The 16,623-nt window shown below is 52.3% G+C and carries 16 protein-coding genes and 2 pseudogenes; 5 read left to right on the top strand and 13 right to left on the bottom strand.

The window, feature by feature from the left end:
* Positions 1-9: 9 nt before the first annotated feature.
* Together MELB17_RS00545 and MELB17_RS00540 are read right to left on the bottom strand one after the other, a co-directional pair.
* Positions 10-1,152, bottom strand: a complete 1,143-nt coding sequence (locus tag MELB17_RS00545; protein WP_007348151.1) for an iron-containing alcohol dehydrogenase — start codon at positions 1,150-1,152, stop codon at positions 10-12.
* Positions 1,153-1,309: 157 nt separating this feature from the next.
* Positions 1,310-1,618 (bottom strand): annotated as a pseudogene (locus MELB17_RS00540) (IS3 family transposase); the annotation flags it as partial.
* Between the two features lie 164 nt (positions 1,619-1,782).
* Between MELB17_RS00540 and MELB17_RS00535 the strand changes: the two are divergent.
* From MELB17_RS00535 to MELB17_RS00525, 3 genes are read left to right on the top strand one after another with little or no spacing between them, the layout of a single operon-like run.
* On the top strand, positions 1,783-2,994 hold the full coding sequence (locus MELB17_RS00535) for a tyrosine-type recombinase/integrase (RefSeq protein ID WP_007348149.1): 1,212 nt from the start codon (positions 1,783-1,785) through the stop codon (positions 2,992-2,994).
* The gene (locus tag MELB17_RS00530; protein ID WP_007348148.1) at positions 2,991-3,950 is read left to right on the top strand and encodes a tyrosine-type recombinase/integrase; all 960 of its coding nucleotides are present in this window, start codon (positions 2,991-2,993) and stop codon (positions 3,948-3,950) included. The genes MELB17_RS00535 and MELB17_RS00530 overlap by 4 nt, the downstream gene beginning before the upstream one ends.
* The gene (locus tag MELB17_RS00525) at positions 3,947-4,987 is read left to right on the top strand and encodes a tyrosine-type recombinase/integrase (RefSeq protein ID WP_007348147.1); all 1,041 of its coding nucleotides are present in this window, start codon (positions 3,947-3,949) and stop codon (positions 4,985-4,987) included. The genes MELB17_RS00530 and MELB17_RS00525 overlap by 4 nt, the downstream gene beginning before the upstream one ends.
* Positions 4,988-5,079: 92 nt before the next feature.
* Here MELB17_RS00525 and MELB17_RS25270 read toward each other — a convergent pair.
* Positions 5,080-5,951, bottom strand: a pseudogene (locus MELB17_RS25270) (IS3 family transposase); the annotation flags it as partial.
* Between the two features lie 177 nt (positions 5,952-6,128).
* Positions 6,129-6,461, bottom strand: coding sequence for a YnfA family protein (locus tag MELB17_RS00510; RefSeq protein WP_007348144.1), 333 nt, complete (start codon positions 6,459-6,461; stop codon positions 6,129-6,131).
* Positions 6,462-6,869: 408 nt separating this feature from the next.
* Between MELB17_RS00510 and MELB17_RS00505 the strand changes: the two genes are divergently transcribed.
* Entirely contained in the window at positions 6,870-7,319 is a 450-nt protein-coding gene (locus tag MELB17_RS00505; protein WP_007348143.1) for a MarR family winged helix-turn-helix transcriptional regulator, read from the top strand.
* Positions 7,320-7,480: 161 nt separating this feature from the next.
* Positions 7,481-7,909 (top strand): organic hydroperoxide resistance protein, encoded by a 429-nt coding sequence (locus MELB17_RS00500; protein ID WP_007348142.1) that lies wholly within the window; start codon positions 7,481-7,483, stop codon positions 7,907-7,909.
* A gap of 37 nt (positions 7,910-7,946) precedes the next feature.
* On the opposite strand, the gene MELB17_RS00495 is transcribed toward MELB17_RS00500, so the two are convergent.
* The 9 genes from MELB17_RS00495 to MELB17_RS00455 all read right to left on the bottom strand — a co-directional run bounded on the left by MELB17_RS00495 (position 7,947) and on the right by MELB17_RS00455 (position 16,403).
* A complete protein-coding gene (locus MELB17_RS00495) occupies positions 7,947-8,840 on the bottom strand; it encodes a dihydrodipicolinate synthase family protein (RefSeq protein WP_007348141.1) in 894 nt (297 codons plus the stop codon).
* 177 nt (positions 8,841-9,017) lie between these two features.
* Entirely contained in the window at positions 9,018-9,566 is a 549-nt protein-coding gene (locus MELB17_RS00490; protein WP_007348140.1) for a hypothetical protein, read from the bottom strand.
* Positions 9,567-9,682: 116 nt separating this feature from the next.
* Entirely contained in the window at positions 9,683-9,868 is a 186-nt protein-coding gene (locus tag MELB17_RS00485) for a hypothetical protein (protein WP_007348139.1), read from the bottom strand.
* Entirely contained in the window at positions 9,865-10,623 is a 759-nt protein-coding gene (istB, locus tag MELB17_RS00480) for an IS21-like element helper ATPase IstB (protein WP_007348138.1), read from the bottom strand. Before istB ends, MELB17_RS00485 begins: the two co-directional genes overlap by 4 nt.
* Complete coding sequence (gene istA, locus MELB17_RS00475) at positions 10,616-12,121, bottom strand: IS21 family transposase (protein WP_007348137.1); 1,506 nt, start codon at positions 12,119-12,121, stop codon at positions 10,616-10,618. The genes istB and istA overlap by 8 nt, the downstream gene beginning before the upstream one ends.
* Before the next feature lie 1,147 nt (positions 12,122-13,268).
* The gene (locus MELB17_RS23505) at positions 13,269-13,691 is read right to left on the bottom strand and encodes a GFA family protein (RefSeq protein WP_007348134.1); all 423 of its coding nucleotides are present in this window, start codon (positions 13,689-13,691) and stop codon (positions 13,269-13,271) included.
* 77 nt (positions 13,692-13,768) lie between these two features.
* Positions 13,769-14,407 carry an SGNH/GDSL hydrolase family protein gene (locus MELB17_RS00465; RefSeq protein ID WP_007348133.1) on the bottom strand — a complete coding sequence of 213 codons (639 nt, stop codon included), beginning with the start codon at positions 14,405-14,407 and terminating at the stop codon, positions 13,769-13,771.
* A 235-nt stretch (positions 14,408-14,642) separates the two neighbouring features.
* Entirely contained in the window at positions 14,643-16,172 is a 1,530-nt protein-coding gene (locus MELB17_RS00460) for a methyl-accepting chemotaxis protein (protein ID WP_007348132.1), read from the bottom strand.
* A 21-nt stretch (positions 16,173-16,193) separates the two neighbouring features.
* Positions 16,194-16,403 (bottom strand): hypothetical protein, encoded by a 210-nt coding sequence (locus MELB17_RS00455; RefSeq protein WP_007348131.1) that lies wholly within the window; start codon positions 16,401-16,403, stop codon positions 16,194-16,196.
* Between the last annotated feature and the right edge of the window lie 220 nt (positions 16,404-16,623).

Raw genomic sequence — 16,623 nt, 5'->3', positions numbered from 1 at the left:
TATTCAGAATCAAAAAGAATGGCGCATAATGTTTTCTATTGCTGCGGTGGACAACACCACAGGATTGGCCTTCATGGAGGAAGAGCCGGCCGCTGCTTGTGAGGCTGCAATAATGTGTTCCTCCGTCACTCCGATCGACGCAAGCCCGGGTAATCCATTCTGAATAATCCATTGCCGAAAACGTTGCAATGCTTGGCCTCTGGAGGTCTCAAATACGTCAGCAATCCAGTCAATCACCCGGTCGATACGAGCGATCTGTTCAGCTTCAACCACGTTATCTCGGTTGGCGGCGATGCCGGCTGGTAACAATGCGCCACATATCGCACCGTGCGGCGCACCGCATAATCCGCCTAACGGGCCAGCAATACCGTGAACAACACCCAGTCCCGAGTTCGCAAGAGCAAGACCACCGAAGAGGCTAACCTGAGCCAGCGAGTCGCGTGCTTCTTCGGATTCCCTGTCCATAAGTTGCTTTAATGCCCGGAGCCCCTTAGGGATAGCCTCCATACACAACATGTCCGTAAACAGATTTGAGCGCGACGATAAATAGGGCTCGATTACCTGAGTAACAGCGTCTAGTCCCGAGTATAAGCTGACCTGCCGGGGGCAGTTGTCGGTCAGCGCAGGGTCTACCAAAGCAAGATCCGGGAGTAACTGGTTATCCCTGAGACTCACCTTACGCTGGGCTTCCGGAATATCAATAACAGCGTTTCGAGTGACTTCGGCACCTGTGCCAGAGGTGGTGGGAACCAGAATCAACGGTAGGCGTTTGGCTGACAGTGGCAATCCGCTTCCGACTACCTCCAGATGGCTGATCAAATCTGTCTGACTGGGCAGCATAGCGGCAAGTACTTTAGCGGTATCCATGACAGAGCCACCGCCGATTCCGAGCACCAGATCTATACCCAGCAATTTACCTTGATCAATGGCCGCCATCAGTGTTTTCAGGTCTGGCTCTTTTTCAATGGACAGCGTTTGCACGATATCGACGGCCTTCAATGACTCGAAGACACCAGAGAGCCTGCCTGGATTTCTACCATGCACCACCAGTACTCGCGTACCCAGTTTTGCCGCCCGATCGTTTAGTTGGGCTATGTGCCCCCGTCCGAACAGTATCTCTGTCGGGGTTACCAAGTTAAAAGCGCCTAACATAGAAGGTATCGTCCTGAATATAAGAGGGATTCCCCTCGCGTTAGAACCTGGAGGAATACATAACAGAAAGACTAAAAATCGCGCCCTGTAAAGCTGGGGGCACTCGAAGTTCTAAAGATTTCATGATGGAGTGGTCAAGCACTTTGTGACAACCCAGTTAAGCGGCTTTCCTCAGTTCAACAACCGCTGCTTCGTAGCCCATCGGGCTGATATAGCCCAGCGTAGAGTGCAGTCGTCGACTGTTATAAAACATCACAACGTAATCCAGAATGTCCCGCTGTGACTCGGTTCGGGTCTGGTAGCTTCGCCACTGCACACGTTCCTTTTTCAAGCTCGCAAAAAAGCTCTCAGCGACTGCATTGTCCCAGCAGTCGCCTTTGCGGCTCATGCTGCCAGCAAAGCCGTTAGCGTTTAGTAACCGCCGATAAGCGTTGCTGGCATATTGAGAGCCTCGATCCGAATTAAGCCGAATTCGGCTTAATTCGGATTATGCCGAGGAAAACGTTAAGCCGAGAAACCGTGGCCCTGCCCACTGTTCCTTGAGAACTAGGGCTATTTCTTCGGCCTAATGTTTGAGGCCAGTTCTGGTGTTATCTTCGTCGTATCCACAGATGAACGAAGGGAATTGCTATGGACACGATGGTCAGCAATATTGGTGGGCGGGTTGTTGTCGCGCTGGAAGCGGCCGGCTACGCGGAGTCGACGATGGGTCAGTACCGTAAGTCACTTCGGTATCTGGCGCTGTTGGCACAGAAACAGGCCGGAGTGTATTCGCCTGGTTTGGGCGCTGAGTTCGCTTCGATGACGACGAGTCCGCGGACGGGTATGTTCAGTGCGCAGCGCCGTTCTGATTATGGCCGGTTGGTGCGACTTTTCGACGGCTACCTGCTGACCGGGCGGGTGGACCTCTCGACGAAAAAGCGCGGTGGGGGTGGGGATGGTCCGCAGTCCGAGGATTTCACCGCGTTATTGGCCTCGTGGTCAAAGGAGATGGAGCAACGTGGCCTGGCAGTGGCCACGCGGAGTGCCTATGGTCATGCGGCCTGCGACTACCTTCTCTATTTGGAGGGCACCGGGCTGACGTCGTTGGCCATGGCTGACGGTGCCAGTATCCTTAGATTTCTCGAATCGTTGCGGGGACGGTGGGCTGAAACTGCGATGTGGACTGTGGTCACGAATTTCCGTCCGTTCCTGAATTTCACGCGACGTGGTGACCTGCTGAATGCCCTGAAAATGGCTAACGTCAAGCGTCACCACGGAATCGTACCTCTCCTGGGAAATGACGAAGAATTGGCCGTTGTCCACGCCTGCACTCATGGCGAGGTTTCTGCACGGGACGCGTCGATCGTGTTGCTTACGCTAGTGACGGGCTTACGGGCGTGCGACCTGATCGCCCTGAGATTGAAGGACATCGACTGGCGCGGTTCAACGATCGGTATCGTGCAGCGGAAAACCGGTAATCCGCTGACGCTTCCGTTGCTCCCTGTGATCGCTGGGAAGCTTGCAAAGTATGTTCTCAATGAGCGGACGAATTCCAAGGACGACCCTCTGTTTTTGCGTATGCTCGCGCCTCATACCGAGCTGGCAGATCATTCTTCCATTTATGAAGTGACGAGGAAGGTCTTCGCAGCTGCCGGGGTGGACCGCACGAAGGTTGGGACCAGGCTGCTCCGCCATAATGCGGCGTCGAAACTCCTTCGTGCAGGAACACCTCTGCCAACGATATCGGCAGTACTTGGCCACTCAAGCCCGGATTCCACCAACGTGTATCTGAGCACGGATACCGGGCACCTGCGCGCCTGCGTGCTCCCGCTGCCGCTCGATCAGGGAACGCTGCGATGAACGGGCCCAGCTTCACTAGCGTGTTCGCGCCCGACCTGGAGCGTTACCTCGCCTTCAAGACAAGCATGGGCTTTCACGGCAATTCCCGCGTGTGGTATTTGAGGAATTTTGACCGCTACTGCTCTGAACGCGGCCTGAAAAACTTCGACCGAATCACTGTTGAAGGGTGGGTCGTCCTCAGACAATCGAGCCAGCCCAATAGCTCTCGATCGTGGATGTCTTACATCAGGGATTTTGGCCGATGGGAACGAATCAACGGCAACCAGAATGCGTACGTTTTATCGGACGACTGGAAGGCCGGCTTCGTCCGCACCCAGCCATACCTGCTGACGCACGAAGAAATCAGCATGTTCTTTCACGCTGCGGCACGGTTGGAAACGACATCACCGTGGAAGTGGCAAGCTGTCGCGTTCTTCGCACTTATGCATTCCTGCGGACTTCGCACTTGCGAGACGCGCAGGCTGAAAGTGGGCGACGTGAACCTCGCTGACGGCGTCATCGACGTGCATTGGTCCAAGGCCAATCGCAGCCGGCAGCTTCCCCTCACCGAACAGATCGTTGGCATCTTGACTGATTGCGATCACGCATCACGCCACGTCTTCGGGAACGATCGAACCGTGTTCTTCCAGTCCTCTACTGGAAGCCCGGTGACGCCAGCATGGATTGGGGTCATGTTCAGCCGGATCTGGGACGAAGCCGGCCTGCCGCGGTCCTTAGAAGGAAAGCAACCGCGCCCGTATGACTTTCGGCATCACTTTGCTTACGCCAACATCGAACGGTGGATGGCCGAAGGCATTGACGTTAACGCAATGCTGCCCTACCTGGCCCGATATATGGGCCATGCTTCGCTGGACAGCACCTATTATTATATCCACACATCTCCGAATTTCATGAACGGATACGCCGACATTACTCGTGAAAGTCAGAGGATTCTGCCGGAGGTGGGATTCGAATGAAACGCGACATCAGGAACGCCACCCCAAATTTCTGGGGTTATGCCCGAAACTATTTGCATGAATACATGCCCAAAGTCAGGGCACTGTCTCCAAAAACCATCGAAGCGTATCGGATCTCTTTGGAATGCTTCGTGGACTACCTCATCGAGGTGCAGCACATCCAGCGCAAGGACATCAGCTTCGATCACTTCGAACGAAAGTTTATCAAAGGCTGGCTCATTTGGATGCGCGAGACCAAAAGGTACCAGCCAAGAACCTTGACCCTGCGATTGACGGCGGTCAAAGCGTTCCTCAGTTACGTCTCCCGCGAAGACCTCAGGTTGGTCGCACTGAACGACGCAGCCAAGACGCTCAAGGCCCCGACCCCACCGAAAAAGCCCATCGAATACCTTCCGGAGAACGAAACCGCATCGATCCTTGCGGCTTTCGACGGCTCCACCATGAAGTCTCGACGCAACCGAATGCTCTTGATACTCCTCTACGAGACCGCAGCACGCGTCGGTGAGATCACCGGCCTTACCCTGGGCGAGCTCAAACTGACGAAACCGGCGCACCTGACGCTCAGCGGAAAAAGAGATAAGAGCCGTGTCGTGCCCTTGGGTGACAAAACAGTCGAACACCTTCAGGTTTATCTCAACGAATTCTACCCTCACTGGGCAAACCTGCCCGCCGTGCGCCCGCTGTTTTACAGCCGCCATCTCGGCGAGCCCATCCGGCTCTCGGAAGACAGCGTCTCAGCGATACTCAAGAAGGCTGGGGACCTCGCCCGAGGCACCTGTTCTTCGATCCCCGTCACACTGCATTGCCACATGATGCGCAAAACCAAGGCGATGGATCTCTACAAGCAAGGGATCCCACTGCCGATCATCATGCAACTGCTCGGACATGAAAGCATGAGCACTACCTCAGCCTTCTACGCTTTCGCCACCCTGGACATGATGAGAGCCGCCATGAACGCAGCAACACCCGGCATCAGCCAATCGGATATGGAATGGCTCAGCGAAGAAAAACTGCAAATGCTCTACACGCTCAGATAAACACCGGAATTGTTATGCCGAAGAATAGCCCCAGTTCTCAAGGAACAGTGGGCAGGGCCACGGTTTCTCGGCTTAACGTTTTCCTCGGCATAATCCGAATGGACGACTAAACCGGGCTTTGGTTGCCGCTGCCAGAGGGCCATGTTCAGGGCGTCTGTCACCAGCCTGGTGGTCATCCGCGACCCCATGCTCCAACCTACTACCCGTCGGCTGAACAAATCGATAAACACCGCCAGATACAGCCAGCCCTCTCGGGTCCAGATGTAAGTGATGTCACCGACGTATGCTTGATCAGGCTCAGCAGCGCTAAAGTCTCGTGCCAATACATTGTCGAACACCGGCTGTTTATGGTCGCTGTTGGTGGTTACCTTAAACTTCCTCCGGTACCGGGCTTTGACGCCTGCTTCACGCATCAGCGACCGCGCCTTTCGCCGACCCACTGGATAGCCCAGAGCGTTCAGAGCGTGCTTCATCCGCCTGGAGCCATAGCTCTTGTCGCTACTTTGAGCGACCTCCTTCACAGCCTCAATCATCGCCTCGTGCTCCGCATTCGGCAGCCGTTCGCGTTGACGTTGGCAGTACCGATAATAGGCATTGCGACTGACACCCAAGAGCCGACTCATTACGTCGACTGGCCAGGTCTTCTTATGCTGGGTGATGAACGCGTACTTTAATGCGTTTCCTTGGCAAAGAAGACCGTCGCTTTTTTTAAGATGTCTTTTTCCATTTTCAGGCGGCGATTTTCTTCTCGCAACTGACGAATTTCTAACTGTTCAGCGGTCAGTTTGCCGTTCCCTCTGAAGGCCTGGCCATCGACCGACTCATGCTCTTTAATCCAACGTCCCAGCATGTTTGGGTTGATCTCCAGACTGCGCGCTGCGTTGGCTCTTGAATATCCCTGCTCCAGCACAAGGCTGATGGCGTCCAGCTTAAATTCTTTTGAGTACAGCTTTCTTGTGGTCATGTAGGTTCTCCAGGTTCAGGGTATTATTCCTTAACTGGGCTGGTCACATCCATTAAACCACTTCATGATGCCGCCATTCTGAGACTTAACGCTGAAGCGAAGGAAGCGCTGCGCCCGTTTAATAATCTCTCATCCTTCACCAACCGAACGTTGCAGATAAACCACTTAATTGACGGGTTACGTGGTGCGAGGCGCAAACATGATGATTGCCATGCCCAAAAGTGCCACCGCAGACCCCACTATGTCCCACGTTGTTGGTCGAATTCCATTGACTGTCCACAGCCACAAAATCGCCATAAAAATATAAACACCACCATAGGCTGCATATACCCTGCCCGCCGCCGCCGGGTGTAGCGACAACAGCCAGACAAAAGCAACCAAACTCAGAGCGCCAGGTACCAGAAGCCAGATTGTTTTGCCTTCCCGAAGCCAAAGATATGGCAAATAGCAGCCGAGAATTTCCGCTAACGCGGTGATAATAAAAAGGCCAAAAGTCTTCAATTCAGGCAAATCACTTACTCCTTGGCAGCAGCACACCTTACGCATCGGGAGATCTTGTTTTTTAATAAAAACAACATTAATAATATGACCTTCATGCTGCTCAATTCCTTTATGCGCTAAACGATAAGGCTACACCACTCCGAAACAGATTCAGATTTTAGTTCTTTAGAACCGTCTAATTCCGCATGGCTAAGAGATGACGCGTGTGCCCGCCAGGTCGGTGTGCAAAGCAAGATAGGCCGGTCATTAACGCCAATGGTAACCGGCGCCGGCGCATAGCGAAAGGAGCCAAAAGCAGGGGAGCTCTTTCGCTGCTGCCAGTCATGTTCACTGGAAAAACCCCTGAAAAACGCCGTACACTCGGGGGCAAATACTTAGCGCGATGGCTTTTATCGCCCCTGATACGATGGACCCTCCATGCCCAAGAACGATTCCTACTCCGAGCTGCTACTCGATAACCAGCTGTGTTTTGCCCTCTACTCGACGTCTTTAATGATGACTAAAGCCTATAAGCCACTGCTGAATTCCTTGAATCTGACCTATCCGCAGTATCTGGCCATGCTGGTTTTATGGGAGGAAGACGGGATAACCGTGAGCCATATCAGCAAGCGATTGCTGACAGACCCCGGCTCGCTCACGCCTCTGCTCAAGCGGCTCGAATCGGATGGCATGCTGAACCGGCAACGCCGGAAAGACGATGAACGCGTAGTTGAATTGCACCTCACAGAAAAAGGCCGGGGTCTTCAGGACCAAGCCAAGGATATACCGGGCTGCATTGTCAATGTCAGTGGCCAATCAGTAACCGACCTAATGGAACTGAAACAGCAGCTAATCAAACTGCGCAGCAATCTGAAAACACCCACCTGAGGTCCTTCACCTAGCGCGTACGTATTACACTTCCGCCATTTATCTTGCGCGCAATCTATTTGTACGCTAACTTAGTCATCGAGCAGCGCTAACAGTTTGCGCACTCATTAATCACGCAAACGAGGAGTCATCAACACGACTCGTCGAAAGGAGCAAACACTATGTCTGTTGCACAAATCTTGTATCGCGCATCCGCCGAAGCCACGGGTGGCCGTGACGGTCGCGCCATCTCATCAGACGGTATTCTGGATGTTGAGCTGACCACTCCGAAAGAACTTGGCGGAGCCGGCGGCAAAGGAACAAACCCTGAGCAGCTTTTCGCTGCTGGCTACTCTGCCTGCTTCATCGGTGCCATGAAGTTCGTCGCAGGCCGCGACAAGCTGGCAATGCCGGAACAAGCCTCAATCGAAGGCGAAGTTGGCATTGGTCAAATTCCGGGGGGTTTTGGTATCGAAGTTGAGCTGAAAATTTCATTGCCGGGCATGGATGACGCTCAGGCTGAAAAGCTGATCAGCGAAGCGCACAAAGTGTGCCCTTACTCAAACGCGACCCGTGGCAACATCGACGTGACCCTAACCCGCGTCGAGTAATTCCCTCTTTGGGTGGTTAAGGGGAGGGCTATTGGCGTCAGGATAAATCCAGTTCGTCAATCAACTCCCTGAGCCGTCGGCGCCCCTCTCCAGCCAAAGCTTTAAGCGGCAGCGGCAAACATGGGTGTTCAACGAGTCCCTGCAGCTCTGCAGCAGCCGCAACAACGCGCAAACTACCTCCATACTCGCTGAACAACTGCCACAGCGGCTGCAATCGTTCCGACAAGCGTATCGCTTCCTTCGCATTCCCAGCCTGTGCTGCACGAGTAATCGCAAGTGCGGTGACGGGAAACACACCCCCGATCACCGAATACCAGGCATCACAGCCGGCGTTCAAACCGTTCGCAGCATAACCATCGCCGCTGACGCCCACAGTGACGTGTAAGGGAATCTGTGCTCGAAGTCGTTCCACTCTTGATCTTGCCGCAACAGGATCCTCAGGCACTCCCGGAATCTTGATGGATGCCACGTTCGGAAGTTGTGCTATCTGGCCATGAAGCTCGTCACTGAACACAAACTGCGTGGTGCCGGGATTATCATAAACACACAGCGGTACCAACAGTGCATGCGTTACCGCTTCATAGAGCCCGAGAACTTCCTCAGGACGCAGTTTCTGATATGACATTGGCGCCATCAGTACCCCGGAGACACCCGCAATCTCTGCGTCTTTAGCCAAGGCAAGCACATCGCGCGTGCGCAGTGCTCCAATGCCCACCACCACCGGGACATTGCCTGCGTGTTCCACCGCAAGTCTTACCACCCGCGCACGCTCCACCATGGTCAGATAAGCATAGTTCCCGGTCGAGCCGAGTACGCCGATTGAGTCGACGTTGGCGGTGACAAGCCGCTCAATCAATCGAACAAACGCCGCTTCGTCCAAACCGCGTTCATTCATCGGGGTTAAAGGAAATGCGCTCAGGCCAGAAAACATACTGGATACTCCGATGTTATTGAAAGGACGAGTGCCTTACCGTTTTAAACTAAAACCCCGAAACGAAGTTTGGTTAATGTATAACGCCAATGTTCAGCGGTCGGTTTGGAGGCGCTCCGCGCTGGAAAAGCAGTCCGGTGAAGGCCCGTCAGGGCCGGAACGTACCGGAATGACTTGTTATGCCTCTTTTAGGAGAGTAACCATTCTGTTAGCAAGCGAGACATATTCTTTTGCGGCGTCGAATTCTATGACTTTGTTGGTAAGATAGAAGGCCTCGTTTCGCATCTCGCACAATGACTGCAACAGGCCAAAGGCGCCTTTGCCCAACGCATTGTCGTCCCCATGCATCCGTTCCATCATGTGAATATCGGGATGCTTCAGTTCATCTCTTGGAATTTCGTATCTAGCTCCCAACTCCTCCAGCGTTGCTTCTACGTCAATCCAAGATTCTAGAATTGCTCCTCTAGGAGAATATCCAGCTAACTCCAGTCGATGGGCTAACCCCTTTGATGCTAAATCAACTGAATCCGGAAGGGATGATTTTGCCTTTTTGCTAGCCTCTTGGAGACAGTGGCCGAATTCAATTTGGGTTTCTTTATGCTTGACACCCTGAATCCGGCCGATGACATCAACCCATTCCTGGCGTAGAAATACCACCGCAGCAACAAACGCTACTGGCCACGCGATTGCCTCAATGACGGATAATATGAAGATTAGCCAATCCATAGTGACCCTTGTTAGCGCCGGTGAAGATCCGCTGTTATTTGCCGCAGTTTAAAAATGGCGATAAAACGACGTTTATTGCCATTTTTCAATAGCCGTTGAGTTGGATGCCTTAGTCCTTAGAAGTCCATGCCGGCATTAGACTGCTCGCTTTTTTCCTTTTGTTCGTTGGCAATATGTCTGTACATTCCGGTAATATCTTTGCCGTAACTTTCCCAGATAGCGGTTTGTAACGTGTCGAGCGCTTCGTGAACACATGCCGCTTCTTCTGTTGTCCAATGGGTGGTGATTTTCAGCACTTTCATTTTGTCTTTCCTCTTTTAACTTTTCCCCGTGCTAATGCCTGCTCTTGTGCTTCTTTCATGCGATAAGAGTCTCCTTCAATCGCAATCACTTCGCTGTGATGCACCAAGCGGTCGATTAGCGATACCACGCAGGCTGCATTCGGGAACACGTCATTCCATTCGCTAAACGGCCGATTCGTTGTGATGAGGGTCGCGTTTTTCTCATAACGGCGGTTGATGATTTCAAACAGTAAGTCGGCATGGCGATTGCTGTAGGACAGGTAGCCCACTTCATCGATGATGAGTAACGTCGTCTTGCTGTAATGAGCTAATCGTCGTCGAAGTGCGTTATCACCATCTTGCGCCGCTAAATCGTTAAGCATGTTGGCGGCAGAAGTGAATAGAACGGTGTGTCCTTGCATAACCGCCTGATAGCCTACGTTCTGCGCGATGGTCGATTTGCCCACACCGTTACTGCCAATGAGGATGATGTTGCTTGGGTCCTGAATGAAGTCGAGCTGCATGACACGGTGCACTGCTTGTTGGTCTATTTTTGCTGGCCATTGCCAGTCGAATTCGGTTAATGATTTAAACCGACCGAGTTTGGCGCTGCTTAATCTGCGCTCAAGTGAGCGCTGTTTACGCTCGCTTATTTCCCACGCTAATAGTTCTGCCAGCCAGGGTGTTTGCTCGGGCGTTAATTCATTCCAGTGGCTGAGCAAGCCATGCAGTTTAAGGGCAGATGCCTGGGCTTTAAGGGTCTGATGTTCATTCATCGTCATCATCTCCTTGCATTTCTACCGTGCTCAGCGCGTCATACTGAGTCAGGTTGGCGGGTTTGACGCAGTATTGCTTCACTTTATTGGGCACGCTCACCGCAATGGGTGGCGGTTGTTGACGCCTTTCTCTGCGGTATTCTAGGATCTGTGCGACGCCTTCTACATAAGGTGCGTTTTTCTCGATGGCTTCGCCCATGGCCTGATGCAATTCAGTGGCGCCATAATCATCCAGTAATTGGTTTAAGCGATTCACGGCGCCTTTCAGCGCATGGCCTCGGTCAATGATGTGCTGCAGTAACGGCTGTGCATGGGAGGATATTTGGCACAGCCTATCTTGTGCGCGATGTTGTTTGGCGTTCGTTTTCATCAGCCATAAAGCGTTCACGTGCGCTTCGTTTTCTATTTGTTCGCCTTTGCTAAAACTGCGTAAATGAGTCGCGATAACATTCGTGCCACTAATAATACGCACCTCTTTTAGGCAGGCGTTCACGGTTAAGGATGTTTGGACGTGCTGATGAGGCACCGAGTAATCATTGCTATCAAACCGGACGTAAGGTGTTTTTTGTGCGCGCACCACCACATGCTCACGCGTATCGAAGGGGTTGTCTGGCAGTGCCAATAAGCCAGGTTGCTCTTGCAAGAAGGCCTCTCCTACGCTGAGTTGAGGGTCTTCAGGGCAGCGCCTCTCTGCGCTTGTGCCTTTACACCACTCATCCGCTTGCGCATTTAAATCTTCAAGCGATGAGTAATGACGACCGGCAAAAAAGTTATCGCGGATATAGCGAATGGCTCTTTCCACTCGCCCCTTCTCATTGCCTCTGGCCGGCGCAGCGGCCCGAGGCTCGAAGTGATAGTGGCTGGATAAATCGAGCAGCGCAGGGTGGAATCGAATAGCGCTGCCATTGCGCTCAAGCACCGCCGTTTTCATGTTGTCAAAAAGGCAGACCTTGGGCACGCCGTTAAATGCCTCGAACGCCGCCACTTGCCCGCGTAAAAAACTGGCTGTTTGCTGATTGACATAAAACTGTAAAAATATCTGCCTTGACCAACTCAACACCATCACATACGCCATTAATGCGCGCTTTGCCTGGCCGATTTGTAGGTGCCCGAAGTGCCCCCAATCGACCTGTGCTTGCTCCCCGGGTAAGCTCTTTAAGCGTAAATACGCTTCGGGCTGCTTACGGGGCCTAAGCTCGCTAATACGGTGGCGAAACTGACTGGGCCCGCCAGGATAACCGCGCTGCTTCGCCATTTCATACAAGCGCACGGCGGTGAGTGTGGGGTAAGTCTCCAAGGTTTGAATGATGAAGGGCAAATAGGGCGTCAGAATAGACGTGCGTTCAGTGCGTTCTACTTTAGGCAAGCCCGCTTGGGACAGCACTCTGTCAACCACGCTATGGTGAATACCTAATTGTGTGGCAATGGTGCCGGTGCGCCATTTCTCCACAAAGTGATAGCGCAATATCTTTGCTTCCATGTCTTTATTTATGGTCATTAATCCAGCCTTATTCACTAAGCGTCGGATCTAAATGCTGCCGTAAGATGGTTTAACACCTCAGTCGTTCTTTAAAGATCGTCCCGCGTAAAAAGTCATGTCGTAAAAAGGGACTACAGACCTCACCACAATGATGGCAGACCATAAAGGTGCTGTGTTTTAGCGGCGGGATCACCCTTTTACGACTTTTTCGTTGCGCATTGAGTACATCATTAAGGGTAATTATCTGGGAAGACTGATGCGTTACTTTGTGCTTTTTTTGTTGACGAAATCGCTGTTGACGCTCGGCATTTTTGAAGCACCCAACGCGACTTTCTTGATACTTTTTTGAGGCACGAGCAAGGGATACTCGACGGGCTTTTTCAGAACACCCATCAGTGCAATAACGATGACCGCGATCACAACGAGAACAAATAATGACTTGTGCATGGCAAAGGAGGCAGTGATATAGGCGACTTGAAGTTTGCATCGACAGCTAAAGGTCGATGAGGGCTGGATTTGATCCCAAAGTGTGTAACAATCATTGGGTCGTGCGCCTGCACGATTTTGAGGGGTATGGCGTCAGTTAGGACTGTCAAATCATTCTTGGCGTCATACCTTTCTCACCGACAGCATCTTTATAGCCCGAGTAAAACGATATTGCTTGGCTTATCTATTTCCAATCTCGTGAATGACCCGCCTGAATTGTGCAATGTTTTATGGATTTTCGATCTGAGGAAAAATCTGACTGTGTGGATATTCGGCAAATAGCAGCGCTTTTAGACCGGTGTTTACAACCCTTTCGGTATAACGCTTGCGGCCGCTACACGTACCTGAATGAGTGGCCTGCACCAAGAGTAATGGCAAGCCAGCTAGTCTTTTTTGTCTATCGTTATCTCAATAGATTTGCTATCACCAGCAAACCACTTCTGAATATACAGAGTACCCACGATAGGGGCAGTTCCTGCATCAGGGACCTCCTTATAGCGAACGCTATTTTTTGTTTCCTTCTCGAATTCAAACATGACTACTTTCTTCGACATAAAATTTTCTCCATAACTAACGTCGTAAACCCGGGCTGCTTACGCCTATATCTGCCGCATTTTTTAGCGCTGATTTTCAAGCGTTGATTAAAATGTCGCCCAAGATACACTTGTTAGCTGATACTCTACGGCTGCCTGTCAATAACCTTTACGCCCTCTGGAATCTGATACCAACTTAGTTTTTCGCATACCCAAATGTGTGCCGTTGGTTTAAATACTTCATCGTCAGCCAGATTTACAGGTTTCAGCTTTAATTTAACGGTAGATAAGTCTTCAGGATTAAAATGATAAATTCTATTGCCACAGTTAGGGCAGAATTTTACGTTAGACTTATTTCCACTTTCAGCAGTCCTGCTCCACTCTTTTAGCTCTCCACTAAATTCGATAGCGCTAGACGCTATTACCGCGGTAACACTAAATGGACCGGTTGCAATTTTTTGGCACTCGGTGCAATGGCAAGCCAAAACCATTGTGGGTGCTTCATGCAATTTATAAGTAACCTGCCCGCACTGGCAAGAACCTTCGATAGGATAATCAATATTGGCCATAATTTACTCAATAGTAAGAGAACTGCTAACGCTTCCAGTAGGAGCGCCCCCTTGCCTGCACTTGTTATGCAGCAAAATTACTGGACTAACGGCTGTATTATTTTGGCAAGCGCGAGACCGAGTGTGCGATGCTGATCTTCATCTAGGTGAACACCGTCGACACGACTTGTCGGAGTAACCGAACCAGCATCAAAGTAATAGCATCCACACTCTTCCGCCACAACTTGAATTGCGCCAGCCAGACCTACAGCTTTGTCTTCGGCACTTTCAAATTTGGGCGCAATATTGCCTCTAGCTTTCTGCAATTCAGGGGGCGCCACAAGCACAATTGCCGGTACTGGCATTCCAGGCTCAATAGGAGCACGCCGTATCGCCCCGACCAGAGCTTTTAAACCTTGTGCGGACTGCCATGCGGTCAAGTTATGCATAGACTGAAAATCATTGGTTCCCAATAGCATGATGACCAATGACAACGGCGAGTTGATTTCGATGCGCTGTTCTAGCCCCTCAAGTCCGTTTCGACCCGGTTTGTAAGGGTCATCCCATACGGTACGGCGACCATTAAGACAATCTTCAATAATCCGAACGGACTTACCCGAATTGAGCAGTGCAGTCTCTAAAACCCCCGGCCACCTTTGGTCAAATCGAAATCGACCACGAGTGTCAGGGATGATGCCCCAACTCAACGAATCTGCGTATACCAAGATTTGGTGCATTGCCTGAAACTCCCTTACCGTATAACGCCTCAATCCAGTATCTCTTGCTAACTGGCTCATGTTCTTGGCGCGCGCGATGACGCCTAATGCGAGGACTATAAAGAACGGATCGTCTCCGGCCTATATAGTCCTCGCTAGCAGTCTGTCGGACTTAAGGCTGATCTGCCGCGCTGGTGGGAAATCGGTCCACTTTCCCGCGCTGTCCAGTGTGTGATTGATGCTTTCAACGTAGCCGTCAAACTTTAAACTTACCTACCAGTTCACCCAGGTGGTGGGCCATTTGCGTCATCTCATCACTGGCGGCTTCGGTGCTTTGGGTATCATTGGACGCTTCATTGGCAATTTCCACAATGCACATCAGGCTACGGTTGATCTCTTCCACCACTGCGGTCTGCTCTTCCGCTGCGCTGGCGATCTGTACATTCATGTCGTTGATGGTGGAGATGGCTTTCGCGACGCCGCCCAGGGCCTCTTCCGCCATACTGGCTTTTTCCACCGTGGCCTCACCCCGGGCCTTGCTCTGCTGCATCACATCCACAGCGCGCTTCGCGCCTTGCTGCAAGTTCTGGATTTTTTCTCTGATTTCACCGGTGCTGTTTTGGGTGCGACTGGCCAAAGAGCGCACTTCGTCGGCGACCACGGCAAAGCCGCGCCCCTGTTCCCCAGCCCGGGCCGCTTCGATGGCCGCGTTCAGGGCCAGCAGGTTGGTCTGTTCGGCGATACCACTGATCACATCGATCATGGAGGTGATATCCCCCACGGCCTGATCCAGCTCGTTGATCACCTTCGCCCCGCTGTCAATCTCCACGGCCAGGGTGCGGATGGCGTCCGTGGCCGCATTGACGATGGAACGCGCCCGGGCACCCTCCTCATCCCCCCGTCTCGCGGCCTGAGCGGCGTTGTTGGCACTTTCCGCCACATCATGGGCGGTGGCGCCCATCTCATTCATGGCGGTGGCCACTTGGTCGGTTTCCACCCGCTGATTATTCACCCCGGAGCTGGTGCGGGCCGCCAAGTGCTGCATCTGGTCCGAGGAGGTGCTGATACGGCCGGTGGTTTCCACCACCTGCTTGACCAGGGTCTGTACCTGACTGACAAAGTCGTTGAAAGCCCCGGCCACTGCCCCCACTTCATCCTGGCGACGAATGGCCAGGCGCTGGGTCAGGTCCCCCTCACCCTTGGCGATGTCTTCCAGGGCTGCCTGCACCTGTTGAATGGGGCCCGTGACCAGGCGATGGGTCAGCAGAGCAATGGCCACGCCAATACTGAGTATCATAATAACGGTCTGTACCACTGTTCGCACCAGCGACTCGCGCTGCAGGGCAATGACATTGCGGTGATCCGCCAACACCACCAGCGTGCCTACCTCGTTGGTACCGTCATAAATTAGCACTTCTTCCTGAGTTGAGACCCCATCCTCAGGCACGCTTTCGCTGTCCACCAGCGCCCCATCCGTACCGACACGTCGACCGACAACGCGCTCGCCACCGTCATTGAAAATGTAGATGCCACCCACGCTGACACCTTCCATTTCCGAATCGACAATCGTGGCCAACTGGTCGAACTCATAGTTCCACAGCGTTCCGGGCACGCTCAGGGATAATCGCTCCACCGCCGCACTAACGTTCCGGTCGAGCTGATCATTCAGCGTATCTTGGGTTTTAAAATGATTATACGACCCGAAACCGGCCAGCAGTAACAACAAGAGCACCATGGTGGTCAGATTGAAGCGGAAGTTGATGGAGCTAGTCAGTGGAACAGCCATGATTCTGCCTTACCTGATCGGTTAGTTGTTCAGGTGCCCCTTGGGGGCACCTGAATGTAAACTGTTTTCACTCATAATCCAGTCAAAGGTGCCGTTTTCCTGAATAATTGCAAGCCCGGCATTAAAGGCGGCCACCAGCGTTCTGCCCCAGGCAGACAAAGTGAACACTAGGAGGCTGTTGGACTTAAGGCTGATCTGCTGCGCAACACAAAGGCTCATCAAGCGAAGCATGGCTGTATCCTCGGATATTTGATGCGCCAAAATACGGCTGGCGCGCCTTCCTAAATTTAGTTCGTATCCACTTTTTTCACCGTGAAAGCGCCTTTTCCCAACCCTTTCGGTGTTTCACTTTGGCTCTGACCATGCATGCTTTGCCCTACCTTATAATGGCTATCGGCAAGTGAGTTCGGTACTGAAGTTTTCTTTTTCGGCAGGCAATAAGTGTCTAGCC

Origin of the sequence: Marinobacter sp. ELB17, from assembly GCF_000169375.1 — a bacterium.
GTDB lineage: Bacteria > Pseudomonadota > Gammaproteobacteria > Pseudomonadales > Oleiphilaceae > Marinobacter.
This window is presented reverse-complemented; position numbering and strand designations above follow the sequence as displayed.